This window comes from Halomonas huangheensis, from assembly GCF_001431725.1.
GTDB classification, from domain to species: Bacteria; Pseudomonadota; Gammaproteobacteria; order Pseudomonadales; family Halomonadaceae; genus Halomonas; species Halomonas huangheensis.
In genome coordinates, this window is record NZ_CP013106.1 from 999,840 (window position 1) to 1,024,305 (window position 24,466).

A 24,466-nucleotide genomic window follows, 5' to 3' on the forward strand; every position below is an offset into this window, starting at 1 on the left:
CCTGTAGTGTTGCGGCCGCCAGATATGGCGGCCGTGTTGCGTCAAGACGGTAGCTCAAGCGTTGTCGGTACCAACGCTGGCGCCCCGCCAGACATTCCCTGCATGGAAGTAGCTATTTCTGTATTTGTTCTTGAGGTTGGTCGATGCGACCAGATGATGACTTAAAGTCAGTTGTTTTGGCCATGAATGTCGCGCAAGGTTTGTCGATAATATGTTTCTTTCCCGGTAACCTGATGGTTGAACCACTGACGTGTTTGAAACCGCTTCGTGTTTGACACCTCCCATGTGGCTGAAAACCGGTACTTGAAAACACGTCAACCTGTTGGAGGCCTTGATGGCACGTCCGCTTGTCGCGCATATCGATCTTGATGCTCTGTGTCACAACTATCGACTGGCCTGTGAACTAGCGCCCAATAGTCGCTCTGCGGCGGTACTCAAGGCTGATGCCTATGGTCATGGTGCGGTGCCCTGTGCTCGAGCCCTGCAAGCCCTGGCTCCGGCCTTTGCGGTGGCAGCCATCGAAGAAGCGGTCAAGCTGCGTGAAGCAGGTATCGAGACGCCTATCGTGTTGCTGGAGGGGATTTTCAGCGCGGATGAGCTGGCGTTGGTCGATGAGCTGAAGCTGGGGATGGCGATTCACAGCCAATGGCAGTTGGAGGCGGCGTTGGCTCGGCGACCACGTTGTCCAATACCGGTGTGGCTCAAGGTGGATTCTGGAATGCATCGCCTGGGCTTCGCACCACAGGATGCTGAAGCCATCTGGAAGCGACTGCTCTCGGCGCCGAGCCATGTGACCGACCTGCACTTGATGAGCCACTTTGCCACCGCCGACCACACCGACAATGATTATTTTCGCCGTCAGCATGACGAGTTGCTGGCGTTGGCAGCACGGCTTGAAGCGCCGCTGTGTCTGGCAAATTCTCCTACCGTCCTTGCTCACCCTGAGGCTCACGGTGAATGGAACCGACCTGGTGTGATGCTCTACGGCAGTGATCCTCTGGAGATGTCCTGCGATGCCAGTCGCCGCTTGCGCCCGGTGATGAGCTTGCGTTCCGAGATCATTGCTGTGCGTGAGCTGGAGAGTGGAGAGCCGGTGGGATATGGCGGGCGTTACCTCACGCCAGGGCGCTCGCGCATCGGTGTGGTGGCCTGTGGTTATGGTGATGGTTACGACCGCCACGCGGTCGATGGCACCCCGGTATTGGTCGACGGTCAACGCACGTCGATTGCCGGCAAGGTATCGATGGATATGCTGACGGTGGACCTGACTCATCTGCCGGAGGCTGATATCGGCAGTGAGGTGGTACTGTGGGGAATCAGTCGTTTCGGTGGCGAGTTATCGGTGGATGAAGTGGCACAATACTGCAGTACTATCAGCTATACCTTGCTGACTGGGGTGCTGCCGAGGGTGCCCAGACGCTACAATACTGCGCAATCTGCCTGAATATCGAGAGCTTGCATGGCTGACACCGCTTCAACCGCTTTACTCCATCCGCGCTACTGGCCCACCTGGCTGGCTATCGCAGGAATGCGTATCAGTGCCTGGCTGCCCTGGCGATTCAAACTGGCATTGGGACGCGGGATTGGATTACTCGCCTGGCGTTTTGCCGGGCGTCGTCGTCGCATCACCGAGACCAACATTCGTCTGTGCTTCCCGGAGTTGGATAGCGAGGCTCAGGCGCGCCTGGTCAAGGAAGCCTTCCTCGCCAATGGTATTGGCATCTTCGAGACCGCGACGGGCTGGTGTCGGGATCCCGAGCATCTGCGTCACCGGGTAACCTTCAAGGGCCAGGAGCACATGGCAAAGGTGCAGGAGGCGGGGAAGGGCGCACTGATTATCGGTATCCATTTCTCGACTCTCGATCTGGGGGGTGCGCTACACTCGCTGTTCTTCCCGGCAGATGTGGTCTATCGCCCCCACGACAATCCGCTGTTCGAGCGCTTCATGACTCGTGCGCGAAACGGCATCTTCGGCACCTCCATTGATCGTCACGATCTGCGCGGTGTCGTGCGGCGCATCAAGTCCGGCCATCACGTGTGGTACTCGCCTGATCAGGATTTCGGTCGCGATGCCAGTGTCTTTGCACCGTTTTTCGGCATCGAAGCGGCATCGATCAAGCTCACCGCCAAGATCGCAAAGATGACCGGAGCACCGGTGATGCCGCTGATCTTCCATCGCAACCCGGATAACCGCACCTATTCGCTGGAATACCTGCCGCCGCTGGACAACTTTCCCAGCGGTGATGAAGTTGCCGATGCTGCACGTATCAACGCAGTGATCGAGCAGGCGATTCGCCGGCATCCTGAGCAGTACTTGTGGATGCACCGTCGCTTCAAGACCCGCCCGAACAGAGACGATCCCAAGCTCTATGATGTCTGAGCTACGAGCTGGAAGCGGTAAGTTATAAGCTGCAAGTAACCCCGTAGCGGCGTGTCACGGGGCGGCACTGGATGGCTTGACGCTCGTTGCTGCTTCCCCCCTCTATGGTGCTTTCAGTTCGGCGGGGAGCAGCAGTCGATGGTGGCCCTGCTTTAGTCGCTGACTGACGAACCGGCGATCCAGATGATGTTGGCTGTGTTGCTCCAGGTTCTCGATGATACGGTCGGCGACCTGCTGGAGTGTTGTCAGCTGTGATGGATTGGCCATCAATGACAGTGACTTCACTGCCTTGAGCAATCCGAGCAGAATACTCTGGTCTTCGACACCGTAGTGGAGGATAGGCGTCAGCAGGCGGTGTACCAGGCTCTCGAAGGGTTCTATCTGCCAGTAGACGCGTACCTTGCCGTTGCTGTCGGTGAGGCAGTTGGCGGGCTGTTCACGCATGTAATGGCTGAGTAGATCGGTGAGCCGATGCAGGCACAGGCGCGCAGTTCCGGGATCGTTGATGCCGGGGGAGAGCGCCTTGATGGCGACTTCCATCAACTGGGTCATGCCATAGACGAAGTGCTCCTCTACGGACTCGCCATGCAACTGAATAAGACAGTCGCACAGATCATCTCGCCATTGCTGGTCGGGAACTGGTGCGCACTCCAGCCGCAGGATCGGCTGACCTTCCAGTACGTAATCACCGAAACGAAAGTCGAGGTGAACGATAGCGTCACTGTCTGCCGCCAGCTTTGCCATACTCGAAAGGTCGGCGTTCTGCAGGTAACCCGCTTCACGGGCAGGAATCTCATGATACGAGGCGTTGCTGACGTCGGGCACAGGCAGGCTTTGCCACTGCTTGCCCTGTTCATTGTCGCGTCTGCATTGCATCGACTTCAGGGTCGCGGCGTGCAGGCCGCTGATGACGGCATCAATCTGAATCGACTGTGACACGTTGTGAATGAAGTAGACGAACAATCCAAGACAATGCAGAACCATCAGGCAGGCGCTATACACCGCAGCAGATCGCCACAATCGATCGCCATCGGTGGCATGAGGCACGATCAGTAGCATCAGGATGAACAGAATGGTGCCCAGATAATGGCCGAGCACCCACTGATGGCGGCGTTCGGATATCAGGCCGAATACCAGTTTGTGGGAGAAGTTGGCGCCGGCCTGGGACAGCACCGACATGACCATCGAGAAGCTGAATACCATCAGCGAGATCATGCCTGCCAACAGAGCCGACAACAGCGGTTGCGCATCGCCGGGACTGGCCAGGCCCAGCTGCTTGAGGGCCTCTGGCAGAAAATCACTGGAGACGGGCGGGATCAGAGCAAGCACGCCGAGGGCGGCATAGACGATTGCGGCCAGCGTGGGTAAGTAGGCAATGCTGCTGGCGAAGCGTTTGAACAACAGAATGGGGTGAAACAGCAGTGACAGTCCCATGATGCGCCCCTTGCGGCTGATGACTACCAGCAAAGCCAGTAGGTAGTCCACTCCTTATGCAGTGAGTAGCCATAAAGCGCAAGGTAGTTTCGGCATCGATACTCGTTTCTTCAAGAGAATCCCCCGCAGGCCAGGCCTGCGGGGGATTCTGTTTGCGCCTCGCGATACGAGTTGCGCAGCCGTGCCGGTGCGGAAGATGCCGGCTCAGGCGTCGATGCGCTTGTACTTCATGCGACGCGGGGTATCGTCGCCGACACGCTTGCGGTGATCCGCTTCATATTCGGTGTAGTTGCCATCGAAAAACACCACCTGGGAATCGCCTTCGAAGGCAAGGATATGAGTCGCGATACGGTCGAGGAACCAGCGGTCGTGAGAGATGACCATGGCACAGCCGGGGAAGGCCAGCAGAGCTTCCTCAAGTGCACGCAGGGTCTCGATATCGAGATCGTTGGACGGCTCATCGAGCAGCAGTACGTTGGCGCCCTGCTTGAGGGTCTGGGCCAACTGCAGGCGTCCGCGCTCACCACCGGACAGGTCGCGCAGGAATTTCTGCTGGTCATTGCCCTTGAAGTTGAAGCGGCCGACGTAAGCACGTGAAGACACTACATAGCCATTGATGTTGAGCATGTCCTGACCATCGGACACCGCTTCCCATACGGTTTGCTTGTCGTCTAGAGCGTCACGCAACTGTTCGACGTAGGCGATATCGACAGTGTCGCCTGTGACTACCTGGCCGTTGTCCGGTGTCTCATTTCCCTGAATCAGCTTGAACAGCGTCGATTTACCTGCACCGTTGCCGCCGACAATACCGACGATGGCACCTTGTGGAATGGTGAAGGACAGATCTTCGTAGAGCAGCTTGTCATCGAAGCGCTTGGATACACCGTGAAACTCGATGACCTTGTCGCCGAGACGCGGTCCGGGTGGAATGTAGATCTCGTTGGTTTCGTTGCGTTTCTGGAAGTCGCCGGATTGCATTTCCTCGAAGCGATTGAGACGCGCCTTGCTCTTGGCCTGACGCCCCTTGGCGTTGGAGCGCACCCATTCCAGCTCGTGCTTGATGGCCTTCTGGCGAGAGGCTTCCTGTTTGGCTTCCTGCTCGAGGCGGCTTTCCTTGGCTTCCAGCCATTGGGAATAGTTGCCTTCGAAGGGGATGCCCTGGCCGCGGTCCAGCTCGAGAATCCAGCCGGCGACGTTATCGAGGAAGTACCGGTCGTGGGTGATGGCGACCACGGTGCCGGAGTAATCGTGGAGGAAGCGTTCCAGCCAGGCCACCGACTCGGCATCGAGGTGGTTGGTTGGCTCGTCGAGCAGTAGCATATCCGGGCTGGACAGCAGTAGGCGACACAGTGCTACACGGCGACGCTCACCACCGGACAGATTGCCTACGCAGGCATCCCAGGGCGGCAGGCGCAGGGCGTCGGCGGCGACTTCCAGCTTACGCTCCAGGTTGTGGGCGTCAGCGGCCTCGATGATGTTCTCGAGACGGGCCTGCTCGGCAGCCAGAGCGTCGAAATCAGCATCAGGCTCGGCATAGGCAGCATAGACTGCATCCAGCTTCGTCTGAGCCTCCTTGATCTCGCCGAGGGCCTCTTCTACCGTTTCGCGCACGGACTTTTCGTCGTCCAACTGCGGCTCCTGCGGCAGGTAACCGACATTGATGCCAGGCATCGGACGCGCTTCGCCCTCGAACTCGGTGTCAACGCCGGCCATGATGCGCAGCAGGGTCGATTTACCGGCGCCGTTGAGGCCCAGTACACCGATCTTGGCACCCGGGAAGAAGGACAGCGAAATGTCCTTGAGGATCTGCTTCTTGGGGGGTACGACCTTGCCCACCCGATTCATGGTGTAGACGTATTGCGCCATGGGAACTCACTAGATGTTGGAGGTTCGCGAAACCAGCTTCGTATCTCTCTGGCGTGGTGAGCGCCAGGGAACTATGGGCAGTGATGATAGAGCCCGAAGCGAGTAAAGAAAACACTAGTGCAATGCTAGTGAGGCAGCGGTCGGCATGAGAATGCCGCGTTGCAGGCAAGGATCGTACACAAGAGCACAGCATAACAGCCCATGGGCCTCACCATAGTGAGGCCGAACAGGACTGAAGCGAAGAAGAGGACGGATGGATGGATCGTATCAGGAGGCGTTACTCCTCCTCTTCCTCATCGAATCCCCAGTCGTCGTCGATTGCCTGCTTCAGTCGACGTTCTTCCAGCAATGCCTCGACACGCCGTCGTGCACGCAGGGTGTCGGCACGACTCGACGAACGGCTGCGGCCGTAGTCATCGTCGTTGACGGCATCCTGGTCATTGGCTTCAGAGCCGTTGGAGTCCGGCCCGTTGGGTTCCGGCCCGTTGGAATCCGGCCCGTTGGAATCATAATAGTAGGTATCATCAAGAAGGGAATCGCGGCTCATGTGAAGGTCCCCCATGGCCAGGCCACCCACATCGGAGTGGCGAATCACACCAACTTACCATCAACGGGCCTTGTTTATCGGCCCGGGGAAAGCGCCAGCAGGATCCATTTGATCCTGATGGCTATATATGCCTCATAGTGTGAAAGTGCAAGTCCCGGACTGCTATTTGCACAGTTCCTGAACCTCTATCCGCGATACGGCAGCTTCCAGGGCCACGGCTACTCGACTTCCGGGAGACGTTGGGCGAACCAGGCTGCGAGCAGAGCGGTTGCCGCCAGTATCAGCAACAGTACCAGCGTGCCGAAGACGTAGGCAGCGGCACCGGCAAGGCCGCCGACAATCAGCATCAGTATTCCGGTCAGAGTATTGGACAGGGCGACGTACAAGGCGCGGTTATCGACGTTGGACATATCGACGATATAGGTCTTGCGACCGAGGCGTACCCCGGAATGCACAACCACCAGCAGCGCATAGACCAGCGCATAGGGCCAGACACTGGTCGAGATGGCCTCAGGCAACAGCGGAATGGACGCGCCCAGACAGCAGCACAGCAGAGTGCCTATGGCCGCGTCGCGCATCACCTTGCGGCTGGAGGTGTCTGAGCGCTTGCCCCAGATTGGACTGGCAATCATCGAGGCCACGCCGGACACCAGAATCAGTACGCCAAGCCCGCCCAGTTCGGAGCCGCTCTGACGCTGTCCAAGCAGCGCCAGATAAGGCAGTGCAAGGGCACTGGAAAGCAGTAGGGCACGAGTGAGATTGAAGTTGCGAAAGGTCGCGTCTTCCCGCAGTACCGTCCAGTTGTCGCGAATGCTCTGCCATGCACTGTGGCCCCCGGAGGTTTCACCGGGTTCCTCGGCAATGGCCGCGGCGCACAGCGCATTGCTTATCCACCCCAACGCTGCCACCGCCAGCAGCACTGCCAGAGCGATCTCTCCGGGTCGGTCATCGAACCACAGCAACACCGCACCGGCACAGAGCGTCGCGGCACCGGCGATACTGCTGCTCCACCCCATCAGCGTGCCACGGCGGCGTTTGGCAATGGTCTTGCCGAGTACATCCTTGGTGGCAATCGATTGCAGGCCGCGTGCCAGCGACAGCGCTACCAGCACCAGCAATACCAGGCTACCGCCCAGTGCCCCGCTTGAGAATAGCGCCAATAATGACAGGCAGCAGGCGGCGGCCGATTGCGCCAGACTGCCGATTACCCACCACCACTTGCGTTCGGGTTTGAGGCGAATGAAACCTGCCACCAGCACCTGTGGTAGCAGGGCGCCGGCTTCCCGGATCGGCACCAGCAGACCAACCATCCAGGTCGGAGCACCCATGGTACCCAGCAGCCAGGGGAGTACCAGACGTGCGCTCGACATCTCGTCGGCGAGCTTGTTGCCGAGCGCTGCCAGCAGGTGAAGCATGAAGTTGCGTGGCTGATGGCGGCAGGCGTTGTCGGGGATATCGAGACACATGCGACTGTCATCATCGCCGTTGAGCCATTCATGAAATTTGGTCAGTGAGATATCCGAGGTGGCCATGGGATCCTTCCTGGCTGGTATGATCGAAACGAGAGTCCATCCATTCCAGTGACGGGAGAAACCAGTTGTCACGAGTCCGGATTATCTACTGTACGCAATGTCAGTGGCTGTTGCGCAGTGGCTGGTATGCCCAGGAACTGCTGTCGACCTTTGGTGAAAGTCTCGAGGAGGTGGCATTGCAACCTTCTCATGGGGGCCGCTTCGAAGTCAGTATCGATGGGGAACTGGTGTGGGAGCGCAAGCGTGATGGCGGCTTTCCCGATATCAAGACCCTCAAGCAACGCGTGAGAGATGTGATTGAGCCGGAGCGTGACCTGGGTCATATCGACCGTTGAAGAGTCATCCCGATGCTCTTGCTCTTGCTCTTGCCCGCAGCTCGCAGCTGACCCCATAAACAAGGACGTGAAATGAACTCTGACCGGCGTGCGATAGGCTATGGATTGGCGGCAGTAGCGCTCTGGTCGACCGTCGCCACGGCATTCAAGGTGGCGCTCGGTTACATGAGCCCGCTGGAGTTGATGTGGATTGCTTCGCTGGTGTCCTGGGCGCTGATGGGGGCGTTGGTCATTCAGCGTGGTCAGATGCGACGTGCCCTGAAACAGGGGTGGTCAACGGCACTGTGGGCCGGCCTGATGAATCCAGTGGCCTATTATCTGGTGTTGTTCGCTGCCTACGACCGTTTGCCGGGACAGGAGGCCATGGCGCTCAACTACACCTGGGCACTGGCGATGGCGCTGTTGGCTGTACCGATTCTCAAACAGACGCTGACGCGTATGGACGTTGTTGCCGGGCTGGTGGCCTATTCCGGTGTCTGGGTGATTGCCACTCGGGGCAAGGTGCTGGATGTCGACTTCGCTGACCCACTGGGTGTGGCGTTGGCGCTGGTCTCGACCCTGATCTGGGCGCTCTACTGGCTACTCAACGCCCGTGATGCTCGTCCGGCATTGGTCGCCCAGTGGCAGAATTTTTCGGTAGGTGTACCAGTATTGAGCGTACTGCTGATAGCTGGCCCTGGCCTGCAATGGCATGGCATCAAGGCGCTGGGAGCGGGCATCTACGTGGGGCTGTTCGAGATGGGCGTGGCTTTCGTGCTGTGGCAGATGGCAGTGCAGCAAGTCTCGCGGACTGCAAAGGTGTCCAATCTGATCTTTCTGTCACCACCGGTGTCACTGTTGTTGCTGTACCTTGTGATCGGTGAACCGATTCTGGTCTCGACCCTTGCCGGCCTGGTGTTGATCCTCGGTGGACTGGGGCTGCAACAATGGCAACGCAGCCCGTCGTCTCAGGAGGATGCCTCGGCCTGAACCGCATCGGTGGCCAGCTGTACGCCTTCCTCACGTAACAGTGGGGCGAGCTCAGGCCATACATTGTCGAGAATCCGGGGCTGGGCCTCGGCGGTGGGGTGGATACCGTCGTCCTGCATCAGTGTCGGTTCGAGAGCCACACCGTCGAGCAGGAAGGGTAATAGCGGCAGTTGATGTTCAGTGGCAAGGTTGCGGAACACTTCGGTGAACGCATCGCGGTAAGCGGGACCATAGTTGGGGGGAATGTCGATACCCAGGAGTAATACCTCGGCACCACTGGCCTGGCTCTGCTCGACCATATTCGCCAGGTGGGCCTGCATCTGCTGAAGAGGAAGGCCGCGTAGGCCATCATTGCCGCCGAGCTCAAGGATCACGATATCCGGGCTGTGTTGCTCGAGTAGTCCGGGTAGGCGGCTGGCACCGCCGCTGGTGGTTTCGCCACTGATGCTGGCATTGACCACTCGGGCCTGGCCGTCGAGGCGTTGGTCGAGCAGTGTCACCCAGCCGGACTGTTGGGGAATGCCGTAGGCGGCGCTGAGACTGTCACCCACCACCAGTATCGTGGGTGGCCGCGGTTGCGCCTGGGCTTGAGTCTGGGCTTGAGCACCACCGATTCCCAACCACAGGCCCAGACACACTGTCATCACCGCGAGCAGCCAGCGGCTGCGCCACCCCGGGTTGCGGTGCAACTGTACAACTTCAGGGATACTGTTTGTCATGTCCAAGGCTCCTGTTTCATCTGCTGCTTCAACTTCGCACCCCATTCATCAGGTTGCTGTTCTCGAGGCTCGCGGCCTGGCAAAAAGCGTGACCAGTGGTTCTCGTGAACTGACTATTCTGCGTGAGCTTGAGCTCGCCGTACATGCCGGAGAAAGCGTGGCCATTCTCGGTCAGAGTGGTGCCGGCAAGTCGACCCTGTTGGGACTGCTGGCGGGACTCGATGATCCCACCGGCGGCGAACTGATGCTGTTTGGTGAATCCTTGACCGCACTCGACGAAGATGGCCGTGCTGCCCTGCGCAATGGTCGAGTCGGCTTTGTGTTCCAGAACTTTCAGTTGTTGCCGACGCTCACTGCTCTCGAGAATGTGCTGTTGCCCACTGAGCTTTCGGTGCTGAATCATCGTGAGCGGCGTGCTCGCGAGTGGCTGGCAAGGGTTGGCCTGGAACAGCGTCATGATCATCTGCCACGCCAGCTTTCCGGTGGTGAGCAGCAGCGTGTCGCGCTGGCGCGGGCCTTTGTTACCTCTCCAGAGCTGGTGTTTGCCGACGAACCGACCGGCAACCTCGATCCGCATACCGGAGAAAGGATCATTCAGACATTGTTCGAACTCAACCAGGAGCAGGGCACTACGCTGGTGCTGGTGACCCACGATCATGCCCTCGCCAGACGCTGTGACCGCTGTCTGCAACTGGTGGGCGGACGTCTCGAGGCGATGGATATGGCTGAGGCCGTATCATGAGTGGCCGTCACTCCATGGGCGCAGGGGCGCTGTGTAGCATGGCGGCTCGCAGCCTCAGGCGAGATCTGCGCGCTGCGGATGTACGTGCATTACTGATCGCGCTGATACTGGCAGTGGCTGCCTCGACCATGATGGGGTTCTTCCTCGATCGCCTGGAGAGGGGGTTGGTACGCCAGGCGGGGCAGATGATGGGCGGGGACCTGGTGCTGGAACAGTCGGCGCCCTTCGACAAGGCGTTGCGTCAACAGCTTGTGGATGCGGGCCTGAATCTCAGTGACCAGGTCGACTTGGTCTCGATGGCCAGTCGCGAAGGAGCTTTCCAGCCAGTCAGTATCAAGGCGGTCGATGAGGTCTATCCCCATTACGGAAGCTCACGCATTGATCGTGGTCAGGGCGTCGAAGAAGTCGAGCATGGTCCGGTGCATGGCGAAGTGTGGCTATCGCCGCGACTAAGGCAGCTACTCGATATCGAGCTGGGCGATTCACTACAACTAGGCCAGGCGCAGCTGAAGGTCAGCGCCTGGCTGGTGCGTGAGGCGGATCAGTCGACCGGCTTCGGTAGCCTCAATCCACGCGTCATGATGCATGTCGACGACCTGGATGCCACTGGGCTCATCCAGCCCGGGTCGCGACTGGAATACGAGATTCTGGCGGCGGGGTCAGCGCAGAGTGTTGAACAGCTCTCGTCACTACTCGAACGCTTGCGCCGCGACGGCGTGGAAGTGCGCGATGTGCGCAGCGACCGGCCACGGCTGGGGTCTGCACTCGAGCGCGCCGATACCTATCTGAGCCTTGCGGGGCTGGTGGCAGTGCTGCTGGCAGGGGTCGCTGTGGCGCTGGCGACACGACGCTATGTCGAGCGGCATCTCGATAGTGCAGCGCTGATGCGTTGCTTTGGCGCCTCTCAGACGACCTTGATCAGACTGTTTGGCCTGCAGTTGTTGGCACTATCTCTGGTCGCTTCGATGCTGGGTGCTGTGCTCGGGTTGCTGGGGCAGGCCGTGATGGTGGCACTAATGCAATCCTTGCTGCCTCTGGAGTTGCCGCCGCCGGGTTGGTTGCCGTTGTGGCTGGGGGTACTGACCGCTCTGGCGGTGTTGGGTGGTTTCGCAGGGCCGACGTTGCTGCGACTTCGTCGCGTCAGTGCACTCAAGGTGTTGCGGCGTGAGTTGGATCCGTTGCCGACCTCTGCATGGCTGATGACGGCAGTCGCTGCAGGGGCCTTTGGCGCCTTGATGTGGCTGTATTCCGGCAGTCTCGGCCTCGCCGTTGGCCTGTTGCTCGGAGGTCTGGTGGCGCTGGTGGTGACGTGGTGGTTGGGGGGAATGGTGCTCGATGCACTGTTGTGGCTGATATCGCGGCTCGGTAATGGCTCCCGCCAGGGGTGGCGGCATGCGCTGCGTCTGGGGGCAGGGCAGTTGGCACGCCGTCGTAGTGCAAGCCTTGGGCAATTATTGGCCTTCGCAGTGACTTTCTTTGCCATGGCCATGATCAGCCTGGTGCGCGGTGATCTGATCACCAGTTGGCAGGCCCAGCTGCCCGCCGATACTCCCAACCACTTCGCGATCAATATCCAGCCGGGGGAGCGTGATGCCTTTGAGAAGCAACTGTTGGAAATGACTGAGGCGCACAGCGAACTGTATCCGATGGTGCGTGGGCGCATTGTTGCCATCAATGGGCAATCACCGCGCGAGGCTGTGCCCGCCGAAGCCCAGGGCGAGAATGCACTGCGCCGCGAGCTGAATCTGACCTGGAGCAGTGACTTGCCGCAAGGCAATCGACTGGCCGAGGGGCGCTGGTTCAGTGAGGGAGCGGATGGAGGTGAGCCAGGCGATGGCAACTGGTACGCAGAGGTCGACACCGGGCAACCGTCGGAGGCTCCTATCTCGCTGGAGAGCGGTCTCGCCGAGCGGCTGGGGTTGGAGATGGGGGACCGCCTGACCTTTTCGGTAGGAGCGGATTCGCTTGATGGTGTCGTGAGTAGCATTCGTGACCTGGACTGGGACAGTTTCCAGCCAAACTTCTATGTCATCTTCCCACCCGGCTTTCTCGACCGCTTTGCGCACAGTTACATCACGGCCTTCCATCTCGACTCAACTGGGACAGCGGCCGAGCAACCGAATGCGCTGGGTGAGCTGGTTGCATCTTTCCCGGCAGTCACGATTCTGGATGTCGACGCCTTGTTGAGCCAGGTCCGCGAGATGCTGACTCAGGTGACCAGAGCGGTGGAGCTGGTGCTGGTCTTCGTGCTGTTGGCGGGAATCAGCGTAGTCTATGCGGCATTGATCGCCAGCCATCCCGTGCGCGCCCATGAGAGCGGACTGCTGCGCGTGTTCGGCGCGGGATCGCGCATGATGGCACGCATGCAGTGGGCGGAGTTTGCGGTAATGGGGTTGGCTGCTGGTTTGCTGGCGGTACTGCTGGCCGAAATCGCCACTGCGGCACTCTATCTGGCCTGGCTGGATCTGCCGCTCAGGCTGCATCCGTTGTTATGGGTGACATTGCCACCACTGGCAGCATTGCTGTTGGGGAGTGTCGGTCACTTGCTGTCACGCAATATCCGCCGTCAAGCACCAGCGGCTAGCCTTGGGCTATTGGGCGATACTTGAGCTTCCAGGCTCGCATCGATAGCTCGCTGCGAGTATGGCCTGATATCCGAGTCATGGTGAGTGGGATGGATATGCCTGGGGGGGTGATATGTCCAGTGATGGCGAGGAGGCGCTGCGCTTCCGGCTTCTTTCGGCCCAGCTCGAGCTGGCGCGCACTGAAAAACGTGCTGTAGTGGTGCTGGTGGCAGGGCATGCCGGTACCGGGAAAGGCCACCTGATCAATCGGCTCAACCACTGGCTGGAAAACCGACTGACCGAAGTTCAGGCCCTGGTGCCCTGCGAAGAGGACCGCCGACACCCCTATTGGTGGCGATACTGGACGCGGCTTCCGGCAAGAGGTCGCACCACTGTCTTCGTCCACGGCTGGGTAGGCGATGCGTTGCTCGGGGCGGCGACCAGGCGCCTGGGGCAGGGTGCCTTTGCTGACCGGTTGATAGAGATTGCGACGTTCGAAGCTGACTTGAAGGCAGCGGGCATCACGCTGGTCAAGTTGTGGCTCGATATTGATGTCGACGTTCAGGCTCAGCATCTAGCGACACTCGAAGCAGACCCGCTGACACGTTGGCAGGTTACCGAGGACAAATGGTTCCGCCACAGTCAGCATGGTGTGATTCACCAGTTGGGCCGACAGTTGCGTAAGGCTACCGAAACTGAGGATAGCCCCTGGCTATGTCTGGATGCGGCACCTGGCAACGATCTCTTGACGCCTGTAGCACGCCATATCATCAAGGCCATGGAGGGGGCTGCGGAAGGTCGATTCGTCCCGAGGCCGCCCGTCAGCCAGGAAGTGCTGAACCCTGCGTCGGCCATACCCCAATTGTCTGATCTGATTGAGCACGCTCCGGCGATCAGCAAGTCCGCATACCGAGATCGTCTGGCCAGTGCCCAGGCGAAGGTTGCCGAGCTGGCAAGGCGAGCCGTATGGCGAGGTATCCCCGTGGTCGTTGTATTTGAGGGCCATGATGCCGCGGGCAAGGGCGGCAGTATACATCGTCTCACCTCGGCTCTGGATGCCCGCACGTACCGGGTACACTCGATTGCCGCGCCTTCTGAGCGAGAGTTGCTGTTTCCCTGGCAGTGGCGCTTCTGGCAGCGTCTGCCGGCGGATGGCGCCGTGTCGATCATGGATCGCTCGTGGTATGGGCGAGTGCTGGTTGAGCGCGTCGAGTCATTGATTGATGAACAGGAATGGCGCCTTGGCTACCGCCAGATTGTCGATTTCGAGACACAGTTGCTGCGGCATGGCGTCGTTCTGGTCAAGCTGTTCCTTGCCATCGATAGTGACGAGCAACTCAAACGCTTCAAGGCACGTGCGGTCACGCCGCACAAACAGCACAAGTTGACGGAGGAAGACTGGCGCAATCGTGCGCGTTGGGAGGAGTATGAACAGGCAATCGATGAGATGTTTGCTGCCACTCATCGGAAGGCCCCCTGGACGCTGATTGATGCCAATGACAAGCGCCATGCACGTCTGGCCGTGCTGCATGAGGTCGCTGCAAGGCTTGAGGACCGATTGCAGGCAAACTAGGGCACTGTTGCATATGCGCTGAATGGCACATTATCTTCAGCGGGTATCTGGCTGGTGTCGCCAGGGCATGACATTATAAATGAGTGTAGCGACGATGAATCGATTGCCGTCGTCTATGCTGGTTGACTGTCAGCAATTCACCAGGGAGGTGATTGAATCTCATGGCCAGATTGAAGTTTGTCGCAGCGGCGGCGCTGGGAGCAGTGTTGGTGCCTGGCTTGGCTCAGGCCGATGCCGAGCAGTTGGAACAGGATCTGCGCACGCTGGCAGGGGAAGGCGGCGAGATTGCCATTGGTGACGTTTCGGACTCGATGTTCGGTGGCTCTGTTACTGCCAAGGATATCTCCATCACTCAGGCGGATGGTGACGTCATTACCATCCGCAGCTACAAGGTCGATGGCGATTACGATGACCCCAGTGAGGTTGTTGCCGAGGGCATTCGCATTTCCGACTCGGATCTGGATATCGCGGCGAAGAGCCTGACGCTCGAGAAGCCGGGCAGTGCCGTACTTGATTTCTCCAATCTGTCCGCGACCTATAACGCCGAGAATCCGTTGCCGGGCTTGAGCGTGAAAGAGCTGGTGTTGGATCAGACAGAACCCACCCTGCTGGACACTGAAGATTCCTCCGAGTTGCGCGGCGCGCATATCGAGGTCGCCAGTTTGACTGCCTCGGACATCAGCGGCGATGCCATCGGCGAGTTCAGCCTGTCTGAGCTTGTCGGCTCCGCCGAACAGTTTGCCGAGTTGGGTGCTGCGACTTTTTCACTGCCGACCCTGTCGTTCTCCGGGCTGGTAGGGATGCAGGAGGACGCGCCGCAGTTTGATGATTTCTCACTGTCGGATCTCGATATCAGCTCCGACAAGCTGGTGCTTACGCTCGCAGGCATGACGCTGGACTCCAATATGGAGGATGGTGACTACAACTCCAGCCTCGAGACCCTGACAATCGATCTGGCGAAAATGATCGAGTTGGCTCCAGTGGATGAGCGCACCAATCTGCGTATGCTCAGTAACGTGCTGACAGCTGGCAGCGGCCAATTGACGCTGGATTCCGTGCTCAATGGTACCTGGCAGCAGGATGGTGATACTGGAGACCTCGGTACCAACTTCGAGCTGAATGCCACCGATGCCTTCAAGTTCAACTTCGATGCTGATCTGCCGGTTGCCATTCCCGAGGGAGTTGAAGCCAGCGAGTACTTCGCCAGCCTGGATGACTGGACAGAGCTTGATACGTTGGGCGGAGATGTAACCCTGAACCTTGAGGAACTCGGTGTGTTTGGCCGCATCGCTCCTGTCGTTGCTGCGGCTCAGCAGGTCACTGAACAGGAGTTCATCGATCAGATGCGTACTCAGGCCGAAGGCTTCGGCACGCTGATGGGACCAAAGCTCGGCGAGGTGTTGACTGGCCTGGTACAACTGATGGCGGGTGAAGCCAGCAACCTCGCAGTGACACTTGAGCTGCCGCCGAGCAGTGAAGCGGAGAAACTCTCACAGGACCCGTTGGGACTGCCGCAGGCCATGCAGATGCAGGTGGAAGTCCAGTAACAGGTGGTTGTCAGTTCTTCCGACAATCACTCGATGCCACAAGTGACCCATGGCTGCCTCCTTTGCGAGTCAGTCATGGGTTTCGTGTTATTGGGCGCAGGAGGCCATATGCAAAGTGTTGTATCCAGTAGGGCTGCTTCACGTGGGAGAAGGGGACCGACAGTGGTCTCCAGTCTGGTGTTTGGCATGAGCCTGTTCTCGCCACTGGTGCTGGCTGATACGCAGCGTCTCGAGGAAGATCTGGCGCATTGGTCCGATGCTGGGCATGTGCGAGTTGGCGAAGTAAGGCAGGTGGCTGATGACCTCTCTCGAGCCAGCAATATTTCCATCGTCGAGAATAGCGATACTCGGCTGCAGGTCGAGCAGTATGACGTTGAAGGTGATTACGACGCCCCCGACCGAGTGGTGATGTCGGGGCTGGTGCTGACTGCTCCGGATGTGCGTATGGAAGTCGGGCGCCTGGTGATTGATGAACCCTCGAAGGCCGTGTGGGAGCTGGACCATCCAGAGCTTGAGCTCAGCGCAGCGAATATTGTTGCGCAGGATGTCACGTTGGCCACGCGTGTCTCGGGCGCGGATATGAGGGCATATTCCGGCGATCCTGCGCCGCCACAACGCATTACGATGGAGGTAGATGCTATCGAGGCGTTGGCACTGGATGTGTCATCGGAACATGGCAGTCTCGGATCTCTGACGTTGAAAGGCCTCTCATCAACGATGAGTGGCCTGGATGGCTGGCGCCTGGCGTTGGAATCCCTTGCGCTGTCCGATTTCTCCTGGGGCGCTCCGCGAGGTGCGTTGCTGGTCGGTGGCATGACGTTGGCCGAGTTGGCAGTGAACAAGGACGATGTTCAGGTTGCCGGCATCACTCGGCTGACCAGTACCAGCGAGATCACTGCCGAGCGTTTGACCTCACACAGCGTTCTCGATGAGGCATTCGTTGATTTCAATCAGTTGATCGGTCTGGTGCCGATCGAAGACCGCTCTGCTATTCGCATGGTCACCAACGTCATGACCGGTGATAGCGAACGCTTCACCATGAGCGGGGAGGGTGCCGGCGTTATCGAGGCGCGTGGAGCGAGCCTCCTGGCTCATTCCGACAGCCATCTTGATATCCCGGGTTCCTTCGGCTTGACGCTCGATTACGAATTTCCGCTGGCCTTGTCAAAAGGGCAGACGGCCGAAGAGCTGTTTACTCGATTCGCTGACTACAGCCTGGTGCTTGATCCGCTGGAAGAGCTGGGAGATTTCTGGCTGCCGGTGAAGCCGTTGGGGGGGCACCTGAGTGTTGTTTATCACAATCAGGGCATGATCGACCGTCTGATGAGTGTGGCGGCGGTGACCATGGGGCAATCGCGCAGTGAACTGCTGGCCAGCATGAGTGCAGAGTTGGAGCAGGGAGAGCAGCGGAGGTCGCTCACCTCTCCACAGGTCGTCGGGAGTGTGTTGAAACTCCTTGCAGGAGAAGCCAGCACATTGCGTCTGGACCTGGAATTGCCACCATCAGTAGCGATTCACAAGCTGGTCAATAATCCCGAAGGAGTCGTGGAACATCTGGTCGTGACTGCCAGCACGGAGTAGCGAAGGACCTGAATGCAGCAGCCGATGCTCTGCGTTCAGGATTTCTCAAGCCGGCATGAGAAATGATGCAGTTGTGCATGATGGTCTTTCATGTGAAAGCCTGCATGGCCTGCGCTATCATGGCGACTTCCAATTCTTCTTCCCCAGCTGTGAGGTTTGCCCGCCGATGTTCAGCCGTGACATGACGATTGCCGGTTTTGATGATGCCCTGTTCGACGCCATGCAGAAGGAAGTGGGTCGTCAGGAAGCCCACATCGAGCTGATCGCTTCCGAGAACTACGCCAGCCCTCGCGTGATGGAAGCCCAGGGTAGCCAGCTGACCAACAAGTATGCAGAGGGTTATCCAGGAAAGCGTTACTACGGCGGCTGTGAATACGTCGACGTGGTCGAGCAGCTGGCGATCGACTATGCGAAGGAGTTGTTTGGCGCCAGCTATGCCAATGTACAGCCGCATTCCGGTTCTCAGGCCAATGGCGCTGTCTTCCAGGCGTTGGTCAAGCCCGGTGATACTGTGCTCGGCATGAGCCTGGACGCGGGGGGTCACCTGACGCACGGTGCGCGCCCCAACTTCTCGGGCAAGCACTACAACGCCGTGCAGTATGGCATCGATGACTCTGGTCGCATTGACTACGATGAAGTCGCGCGCCTGGCGCGTGAGCACAAGCCGAAGATGATCATTGCCGGCTTCTCCGCCTACTCCCAGATCATCGATTGGGCGAAATTCCGTGAGATCGCCGACGAAGTCGGTGCTTACCTGCTGGTCGATATGGCGCATATCGCCGGTCTGGTCGCCGCGGGTCTGTATCCGACGCCGATGCCGCATGCTCATGTGGTGACCACCACTACCCACAAGACCCTGCGTGGTCCGCGTGGCGGCCTGATCCTGTCCGCTGAGAACGATGCCGATATCGAGAAGAAGCTGCAGTCTGCGGTCTTCCCCGGCATCCAGGGCGGCCCGCTCGAGCACGTTATCGCCGCCAAGGCGATCTGCTTCAAGGAAGCCATGGCGCCCGAGTTCAAGACCTATCAGCAGCAGGTGATCAGCAACGCCCAGACCATGGCCGGTGTGTTCATCGAGCGCGGCTATGACGTGGTCTCCGGCGGAACGGAAGACCACCTCTTCCTGCTGTCACTGATCAAGCAGGAGTTGACCGGTAAGGACGCGGATGCGGCCCTCGGACGTGCCCACATTACCGTCAACAAGAACGCGGTGCCGGGCGACCCGCAGAGCCCCTTTGTTACCTCCGGGTTGCGTATCGGTACTCCGGCAGTGACCACTCGTGGCTTCGGTACTGACGAGTGCCGTGATCTGGCTGGCTGGATCTGCGATATCCTCGACGTGATGGCTCGCGGAGAGGATTCGTCCTCCATCGAGTCCGAGGTCAAGGCCAAGGTGGAAGAAGTCTGTGCCCGCCTGCCGGTATATCGCTGAGTTGACTGGCGTACCGATGCGTTTGTTTGCCAGCTGATGGCATAGCTGGCGTGAAGCCTTGAACGGTTGAATGCGATCAAACAATGCCCCATTCCGGTGCGCCGGAATGGGGCATTGTCGTTTCTCCGCGGTGCAGAGTGTGATCCGGTCCCATCGATGCGGTGTTGACCCATTGATCATCAGGGCTTTTTTCCTCTCTGGCATGGACCCTGCCTTGTGCAGCCTGTGAAGCGAAAAGGACGCGTATTCCGTGCGTTCGCCAACTGCACAGGGGGAGCCATGTCGTCATTACCGGATGTCCGGCTGCGAGAAAGTGCTGGGCCACGGCTGGTGTTTACCGATCTCGATGGATCCCTGTTGGATCATGACAGCTACGACTGGTCGCCGGCTCAACCTTGGCTGCGTGCGCTGAAGGCATCCGGTGCGTTGGTGATTCCCGTTACCAGCAAGACGCGCAGTGAGTTGATGGCCCTGCGTCAGGCGTTGGATCTCGGTGACTCTCCCTTCATTGCCGAGAATGGGGCTCTGGTAGCCTTGCCACCAGCCTGGTGTCACGCAAGGCGCGATACCTCTCCCGGCCCCGATGGCCTGGTATTACGCAACCTGGGCATCGATGTTGGCCTGATACGTCGTCGAGTCATCATCTGGCGCGAACGCCTCGGTGTGCGCTGTCGGACCATGAGTGAGATGTCCTTGGATGAGGTCATGGACATTACCGGTCTCGGCGAACAGGAGGCGCGCCTGGCACGTCTGCGAGAAGGCAGTGAGCCGCTGATATGGCAGGACACAGAGGGTTGCTTCGAAGCGTTCCGCGCGGGGCTTGCCGGAGATGGTTTGCGCATGACCCGTGGCGGTCGGTTCTGGCATGTCACTGGAGATACCGACAAGGGGCTTGCCGTCGACTGGTTGGTTCGGCGCTTCAGAGATCTACGCGGGGTGGTGCCGCATACGCTGGCGCTGGGCGATGGCCCCAATGATGTCAGCATGCTGGAGACTGTTGATTCAGCCGTCGTCATTCGTAGCCGTCATGGACTGGTGGTAGCACCCAGAGCACGCCAACTGTACCGAACCGAAGCTAATGGGCCCCATGGCTGGGCCGAAGGCATTGCCCACTTCTGGGGTGTATCCGCCCATGCGTCGCAGACTCCACAGCCAGGTCAGGAGAGAAAGGCATGAGTGACTTCCATCAGAACGGCATCATCACCGACTTCCACAATCTGACCCGGCGTAGCGTCGAGGATCTCGATCGAGATCTCTGCGAATTCTCTCGCAACCGACCGTTGGGTCTCATCCTGCCGTCGCTTTACTCCGAACTCGAGGGGCCGGCGCTATCGCGGATCGTCGAGGAGCTGGCGCAGGTTCCATGGTTGGACGAAGTTGTCATTGGTCTCGATCGAGCTGACCGCGAGCAGTTCCTGCATGCGCGCGAGTTCTTCTCTCGCCTGCCACAGCGTCATCGTATCCTGTGGAATGATGGGCCTCGCCTGAAGGCCCTCGATGAGGAACTGGCCACCAAAGGGCTTTCACCACAACAGCCGGGCAAGGGCCGTAACGTCTGGTTCTGCGCGGGTTATGTGCAGGCGTCTGGACGTACCGCCGCAGTGGGCCTGCATGACTGTGACATCCTGACGTACGAGCGTGGCCTGCTGGCGCGATTGATGTACCCGGTGGCGCATCCGCGCTTCAACTACGCATTCTGCAAGGGTTACTACCCGCGGATTGCCGACGGAAAACTCAACGGTCGAGTCTCAAGGTTGATGGTGACTCCGTTGCTGCGGGCATTGAAGATGATTCATGGCTCACGCCCGTATCTGGAATATCTGGATAGCTTTCGTTATCCACTGTCAGGTGAGTTCTCGATGCGCACCGAGGTTCTGGATGGCATCCGGATTCCCGCGGACTGGGGGCTGGAGATCGGCGTGCTCTCGGAAGTTCAACGTGATCACTCCACCAACCGTTTGTGTCAGGTCGATATCGCGGACATCTACGATCACAAGCATCAGCCGGTGTCGGCGGATGATGCCGCCGCTGGACTCAATCGCATGAGCCTGGATATTGCCAAGGCGCTATATCGAAAGCTGGCAACGCAGGGGGTGGAGTTCTCGGCAGAAGGATTCCGAACGCTCAAGGCGACCTACTATCGATTGGCGCTGGACTTGATCGAATCCTATGACCATGACGCGATCATGAATGGATTGAGCCTTGATCGGCACGCCGAGGAGCAGGCCGTAGAACTGTTCGCCGGCAATCTGATCGAAGCCGGCAATGCCTTTCTCGACAACCCTCGCGAGAAGCCCTTCATACCCAGTTGGAATCGGGTCAGGGCGGCATTGCCGGATCTTCCCGAGCGTCTCCACGCCGCGGTGGAAGCCGATAACTCGGAGAGGGGTTAGTTGAGCTCGGAACCCATGATGGTGGTCATCTGCTCCGGTGTTGGCGCGCCCTGACTCATTTCCAGCTTATCGCCGTTGTAATAGACGATGCCCGGCGTGGCGACCATGCCAAAGCCATAGAACAGGTTGTGGTTGTCCTGCAGGCGCTGTTCCAGTTCGCGCGGAAGGTTCTTCAGCGGCTCTACCGCGTCACCGCTCTCATGGGCTGCCAGCATGGCTGACGGATCATCAGCAGCAAGCATGGTGACTGCCTGACGGGGGCTTTTGGCAGGATCAAGAATGCCGACCATGACATGACGCAACTGCACTTTACCGCTTTCCACCCAGGGGCGACTGTCGTGGTAGAAGCGGGTGCAATAGGGGCAGTTGGGATCGGTGAAGACATAGACAATGCGTTCTGCATCGTCGCTGCCATCGGCAATCCAGGCGCTGTTGCCGAGATTCTGCCAGGCGACATCATCCATTGGCACCTGAACAAGGCGCTCCAATGGCTCTTCGGAGAGGTTGGTTGCGTTGCTGTCGAGCAGATTGCCGACGATGGCATGCTCGCCATCGGCGGTCACGAAGATGGTCATCGGCTGTCCCTGGTGGCTGGCGGCATACCCCGTCAGCCCCTCGGGCGCGTCGAACTCTCCATAGACTTCAAGCCCTTCCTTCTCGAGTGCCTGGATCGGAGCTGGATAATCGTCGGCGAAACTGGCCTGAAAAGGCAGTAGCCCGAATGCGGCAGCGGCAACTTTCAACCGCGTAGAGCGATGAGGCAACAGACAACGCAGTTGCTGACGTGTGGTACTGGACATGGGAATGCGATCTCCTGACTTCCTTGGTGGGGAGGGCTCTCGGTCAGACATCAATATGCCTGTGAGGTTCTTCATGCAAGTCAGCAGATGAAGTGCAGGTGTCGAATTGGTGCTGGAACCCTGCTTTCAGGGCTCGGAAGTTTCCACCAACCATAAGGTGCGATACGGACCGATACTGTCCTGACGTTGCCAGATGCAGTCTTCGACACAATCCCACCAGTCGGGGGAAGTCAGCTCCGCGATCGGCAATGGTTGTCGATGGTCGGTGATATTGTGGATGGCCAGCAGGCGCCGGCCATCGCTCAAGGGGCCGCGCTCAATGATCAGTAGCTCCGGCGGTGAGGCGACGACACGTTGCCCGGCATCGGGGTGAAAGCAGGGTTCGCGTCGGCGGATGGATAGCCGCCGGGTCAAGGCCCTGAACACCTCCCGCGTTGGTGTATGGCGACTGTCCAGAAGTTCTTCCAGTTCCCGGTTCTGCCAGCGCTTGCGGTTGATGGCGCGCAGGTGGCCGCTGTGCTCGACACCTTCGTGATCGTTCTGGGTCGCCGTCAGGCAGTGGAGATAGATCGCCGGAATACCCTTGAGGGCCAGCATCAGGTGCTGGCTGAGCAGGAAGCGTTCGACCTGCCATGGATCCAGCCCCTTGCGGGTACCGCTCATGGCGTCGAACCAGGTGATATTCAGCTCGTAGGGACTATCGCTGCCATCCGCATGGCTGCGCATGCTGACGAATCCCCCGAAGCGTTGCATCAGTGCCATCAAGGCTTCGATGTCATGCGACTCCAGCCAACCCTCCAGCGGGCGTACACCGATGCCGTCGTGGCTGGCGGTGAAGTTGAGGTAGCTGCAACCCGGTGGTAGCTGCGGAAGACTCGTCAGCCAGCGCGCCAAAGTGCTGGCCTCACCGCTGGTCAGCGTATGCAGCAGTAATGGTGGCAGGGTGAACTGATAGACGAGGTGTGCCTCGTCGGGTCGGCTGGTTTCTTCTGTCGACGACAATCGCTCAAGACCGAAGTAGCTGATGTTTTCGGCATGGGGCACATTGGTCTCGGTGATGATCAGGGTTCCGGGCGCCAGGTGATCGACGATCAAGCGCAGCAATCTGACCACCGCATGGGTTTCCGGCAGGTGAATGCAGCTGGTGCCCGGGTGCTTCCACAGATAGGCGATAGCGTCGAGCCGAATGATCCGTGCGCCCTGCTCAAGGTAGAACAGCAGAATACCGACGAATTCCAGCAGCACATCCGGGTTGGCGAAGTTGAGATCAATCTGGTCCTCGGAAAAGGTCGCCCACAGGTGACGCAAACCGCGCCGGGTGGATACCGGCACCAGTAGCGGTGAGCTGCGCGGACGAACGACATCGGAGAGCTCGGTGTCGGGATCCATCTCGATGAAGAAATCGCGGCCGGGCAGACTGCCTCCGAGATAGTCGGCGAACCACAGTGATTCCCGTGAGACATGATTGAGCACTAGATCGACCATTAGATCGCGATGTCCGGCCAGGCGGCGGATGTCCTGCCAATCGCCCAGGGTGGGATTGACCTCGCGATAGTGGATGACCGAGAACCCGTCGTCGCTGCTCCAGGGGAAGAAAGGCAACACGTGCACACCACTGAAGACGTCACCGAGACGGTGCTGCAGAAACTCGTCTAGTACCGCCAGCGGTGGACGTTGGTCCTCCAGCAGCGAGTCGCCGTAGACAATCAGCCATTGGTCCGCCTGGCTCCATAATGGCGCTGGACCTGCACCATGCAAGTGCGCAAGGTCATCGCGATGGGCATCGATCAGGCGCATCAATCGACGCATGACTTCGTCACGGCGTTGGCCGTAGAGCATGTCGATCAGCAGGGTGGCACGCTGCTCGAACTGATCGCGGGATGGCGGTGGCGGTAGAGGGGCATCGATCGACATGTTGTTCTCCCGGTCATGGAAGTTGGCCGAATCGGGTGTCGGCGAGTGGCATTCACGCTACAGCCCCTGCACGACTAGAGTATCCAGCATTGAGATGTTCCTGTTCATGACAAGCACAAGTCATGCCAGGTGCGCGGG

The 24,466-nt window shown here is 59.2% G+C and carries 19 protein-coding genes; 12 read left to right on the top strand and 7 right to left on the bottom strand.

Features of this window, described 5'->3' with window-relative positions:
- Positions 1-334: 334 nt before the first annotated feature.
- Positions 335-1,444, top strand: coding sequence for an alanine racemase (gene alr, locus AR456_RS04590; RefSeq protein ID WP_021820178.1), 1,110 nt, complete (start codon positions 335-337; stop codon positions 1,442-1,444).
- Between the two features lie 15 nt (positions 1,445-1,459).
- Positions 1,460-2,380 (top strand): LpxL/LpxP family Kdo(2)-lipid IV(A) lauroyl/palmitoleoyl acyltransferase, encoded by a 921-nt coding sequence (lpxL, locus tag AR456_RS04595; protein ID WP_021820179.1) that lies wholly within the window; start codon positions 1,460-1,462, stop codon positions 2,378-2,380.
- A gap of 102 nt (positions 2,381-2,482) precedes the next feature.
- Here the strand turns inward: lpxL and AR456_RS04600 are convergent, their stop codons facing one another.
- From AR456_RS04600 to AR456_RS04615, 4 genes are all read right to left on the bottom strand, one after another.
- A complete protein-coding gene (locus tag AR456_RS04600) occupies positions 2,483-3,865 on the bottom strand; it encodes a DUF2254 domain-containing protein (protein ID WP_155829325.1) in 1,383 nt (460 codons plus the stop codon).
- A 153-nt stretch (positions 3,866-4,018) separates the two neighbouring features.
- A complete protein-coding gene (ettA, locus tag AR456_RS04605) occupies positions 4,019-5,680 on the bottom strand; it encodes an energy-dependent translational throttle protein EttA (RefSeq protein WP_021820181.1) in 1,662 nt (553 codons plus the stop codon).
- 277 nt (positions 5,681-5,957) lie between these two features.
- Positions 5,958-6,227, bottom strand: a complete 270-nt coding sequence (locus AR456_RS04610; RefSeq protein WP_031208499.1) for a PA3496 family putative envelope integrity protein — start codon at positions 6,225-6,227, stop codon at positions 5,958-5,960.
- Positions 6,228-6,445: 218 nt separating this feature from the next.
- A complete protein-coding gene (locus tag AR456_RS04615) occupies positions 6,446-7,759 on the bottom strand; it encodes an MFS transporter (RefSeq protein ID WP_021820183.1) in 1,314 nt (437 codons plus the stop codon).
- A gap of 65 nt (positions 7,760-7,824) precedes the next feature.
- On the opposite strand from AR456_RS04615, the gene AR456_RS04620 reads away from it, so the two are divergent.
- Positions 7,825-8,094 (top strand): Rdx family protein, encoded by a 270-nt coding sequence (locus AR456_RS04620; protein WP_021820184.1) that lies wholly within the window; start codon positions 7,825-7,827, stop codon positions 8,092-8,094.
- 72 nt (positions 8,095-8,166) lie between these two features.
- Positions 8,167-9,063 (top strand): DMT family transporter, encoded by an 897-nt coding sequence (locus AR456_RS04625; RefSeq protein WP_021820185.1) that lies wholly within the window; start codon positions 8,167-8,169, stop codon positions 9,061-9,063.
- Here AR456_RS04625 and AR456_RS04630 read toward each other — a convergent pair.
- Entirely contained in the window at positions 9,042-9,782 is a 741-nt protein-coding gene (locus AR456_RS04630) for an arylesterase (protein WP_021820186.1), read from the bottom strand. The two genes, AR456_RS04625 and AR456_RS04630, sit on opposite strands and share 22 nt — an antisense overlap.
- Between AR456_RS04630 and AR456_RS04635 the strand changes: the two genes are divergently transcribed.
- From AR456_RS04635 to AR456_RS04670, 8 genes are all read left to right on the top strand, one after another.
- Positions 9,781-10,524, top strand: a complete 744-nt coding sequence (locus AR456_RS04635; protein ID WP_021820187.1) for an ABC transporter ATP-binding protein — start codon at positions 9,781-9,783, stop codon at positions 10,522-10,524. The two genes, AR456_RS04630 and AR456_RS04635, sit on opposite strands and share 2 nt — an antisense overlap.
- A complete protein-coding gene (locus tag AR456_RS04640; RefSeq protein WP_021820188.1) occupies positions 10,521-13,133 on the top strand; it encodes an ABC transporter permease in 2,613 nt (870 codons plus the stop codon). Before AR456_RS04635 ends, AR456_RS04640 begins: the two co-directional genes overlap by 4 nt.
- Positions 13,134-13,221: 88 nt before the next feature.
- Positions 13,222-14,661 carry a hypothetical protein gene (locus AR456_RS04645; RefSeq protein ID WP_021820189.1) on the top strand — a complete coding sequence of 480 codons (1,440 nt, stop codon included), beginning with the start codon at positions 13,222-13,224 and terminating at the stop codon, positions 14,659-14,661.
- 161 nt (positions 14,662-14,822) lie between these two features.
- A complete protein-coding gene (locus tag AR456_RS04650) occupies positions 14,823-16,208 on the top strand; it encodes a hypothetical protein (protein ID WP_021820190.1) in 1,386 nt (461 codons plus the stop codon).
- 186 nt (positions 16,209-16,394) lie between these two features.
- Positions 16,395-17,789 (top strand): hypothetical protein, encoded by a 1,395-nt coding sequence (locus AR456_RS04655; protein WP_031208507.1) that lies wholly within the window; start codon positions 16,395-16,397, stop codon positions 17,787-17,789.
- Between the two features lie 166 nt (positions 17,790-17,955).
- Positions 17,956-19,221: a serine hydroxymethyltransferase gene (gene glyA / locus AR456_RS04660; protein ID WP_031208509.1), complete on the top strand. Its 1,266-nt coding sequence runs from the start codon at positions 17,956-17,958 to the stop codon at positions 19,219-19,221.
- Positions 19,222-19,500: 279 nt separating this feature from the next.
- Positions 19,501-20,397 (top strand): HAD-IIB family hydrolase, encoded by an 897-nt coding sequence (locus tag AR456_RS04665; RefSeq protein ID WP_021820193.1) that lies wholly within the window; start codon positions 19,501-19,503, stop codon positions 20,395-20,397.
- Positions 20,394-21,614 (top strand): glycosyltransferase family protein, encoded by a 1,221-nt coding sequence (locus AR456_RS04670; RefSeq protein WP_021820194.1) that lies wholly within the window; start codon positions 20,394-20,396, stop codon positions 21,612-21,614. Before AR456_RS04665 ends, AR456_RS04670 begins: the two co-directional genes overlap by 4 nt.
- Here the strand turns inward: AR456_RS04670 and dsbG are convergent.
- Together dsbG and AR456_RS04680 are read right to left on the bottom strand one after the other, a co-directional pair.
- Complete coding sequence (dsbG, locus tag AR456_RS04675; protein ID WP_021820195.1) at positions 21,611-22,414, bottom strand: thiol:disulfide interchange protein DsbG; 804 nt, start codon at positions 22,412-22,414, stop codon at positions 21,611-21,613. The two genes, AR456_RS04670 and dsbG, sit on opposite strands and share 4 nt — an antisense overlap.
- A 126-nt stretch (positions 22,415-22,540) precedes the next feature.
- A complete protein-coding gene (locus tag AR456_RS04680; protein WP_021820196.1) occupies positions 22,541-24,328 on the bottom strand; it encodes a sugar phosphorylase in 1,788 nt (595 codons plus the stop codon).
- Positions 24,329-24,466: the final 138 nt, after the last annotated feature.

Bases quoted from the DNA above. Each gene is read 5' to 3' on its own strand.
- ettA (WP_021820181.1), bottom strand. From the start codon at position 5,680: ATGGCGCAATACGTCTACACCATGAATCGGGTGGGCAAGGTCGTACCC.
- lpxL (WP_021820179.1), top strand. From the start codon at position 1,460: ATGGCTGACACCGCTTCAACCGCTTTACTCCATCCGCGCTACTGGCCC.
- AR456_RS04640 (WP_021820188.1), top strand. From the start codon at position 10,521: ATGAGTGGCCGTCACTCCATGGGCGCAGGGGCGCTGTGTAGCATGGCG.
- AR456_RS04670 (WP_021820194.1), top strand. From the start codon at position 20,394: ATGAGTGACTTCCATCAGAACGGCATCATCACCGACTTCCACAATCTG.
- AR456_RS04615 (WP_021820183.1), bottom strand. From the start codon at position 7,759: ATGGCCACCTCGGATATCTCACTGACCAAATTTCATGAATGGCTCAAC.
- AR456_RS04655 (WP_031208507.1), top strand. From the start codon at position 16,395: ATGAGCCTGTTCTCGCCACTGGTGCTGGCTGATACGCAGCGTCTCGAG.
- AR456_RS04625 (WP_021820185.1), top strand. From the start codon at position 8,167: ATGAACTCTGACCGGCGTGCGATAGGCTATGGATTGGCGGCAGTAGCG.
- AR456_RS04680 (WP_021820196.1), bottom strand. From the start codon at position 24,328: ATGTCGATCGATGCCCCTCTACCGCCACCGCCATCCCGCGATCAGTTC.
- AR456_RS04630 (WP_021820186.1), bottom strand. From the start codon at position 9,782: ATGACAAACAGTATCCCTGAAGTTGTACAGTTGCACCGCAACCCGGGG.
- dsbG (WP_021820195.1), bottom strand. From the start codon at position 22,414: ATGTCCAGTACCACACGTCAGCAACTGCGTTGTCTGTTGCCTCATCGC.
- AR456_RS04645 (WP_021820189.1), top strand. From the start codon at position 13,222: ATGTCCAGTGATGGCGAGGAGGCGCTGCGCTTCCGGCTTCTTTCGGCC.
- AR456_RS04665 (WP_021820193.1), top strand. From the start codon at position 19,501: ATGTCGTCATTACCGGATGTCCGGCTGCGAGAAAGTGCTGGGCCACGG.
- AR456_RS04610 (WP_031208499.1), bottom strand. From the start codon at position 6,227: ATGAGCCGCGATTCCCTTCTTGATGATACCTACTATTATGATTCCAAC.
- AR456_RS04650 (WP_021820190.1), top strand. From the start codon at position 14,823: ATGGCCAGATTGAAGTTTGTCGCAGCGGCGGCGCTGGGAGCAGTGTTG.
- AR456_RS04635 (WP_021820187.1), top strand. From the start codon at position 9,781: ATGTCCAAGGCTCCTGTTTCATCTGCTGCTTCAACTTCGCACCCCATT.
- glyA (WP_031208509.1), top strand. From the start codon at position 17,956: ATGTTCAGCCGTGACATGACGATTGCCGGTTTTGATGATGCCCTGTTC.
- alr (WP_021820178.1), top strand. From the start codon at position 335: ATGGCACGTCCGCTTGTCGCGCATATCGATCTTGATGCTCTGTGTCAC.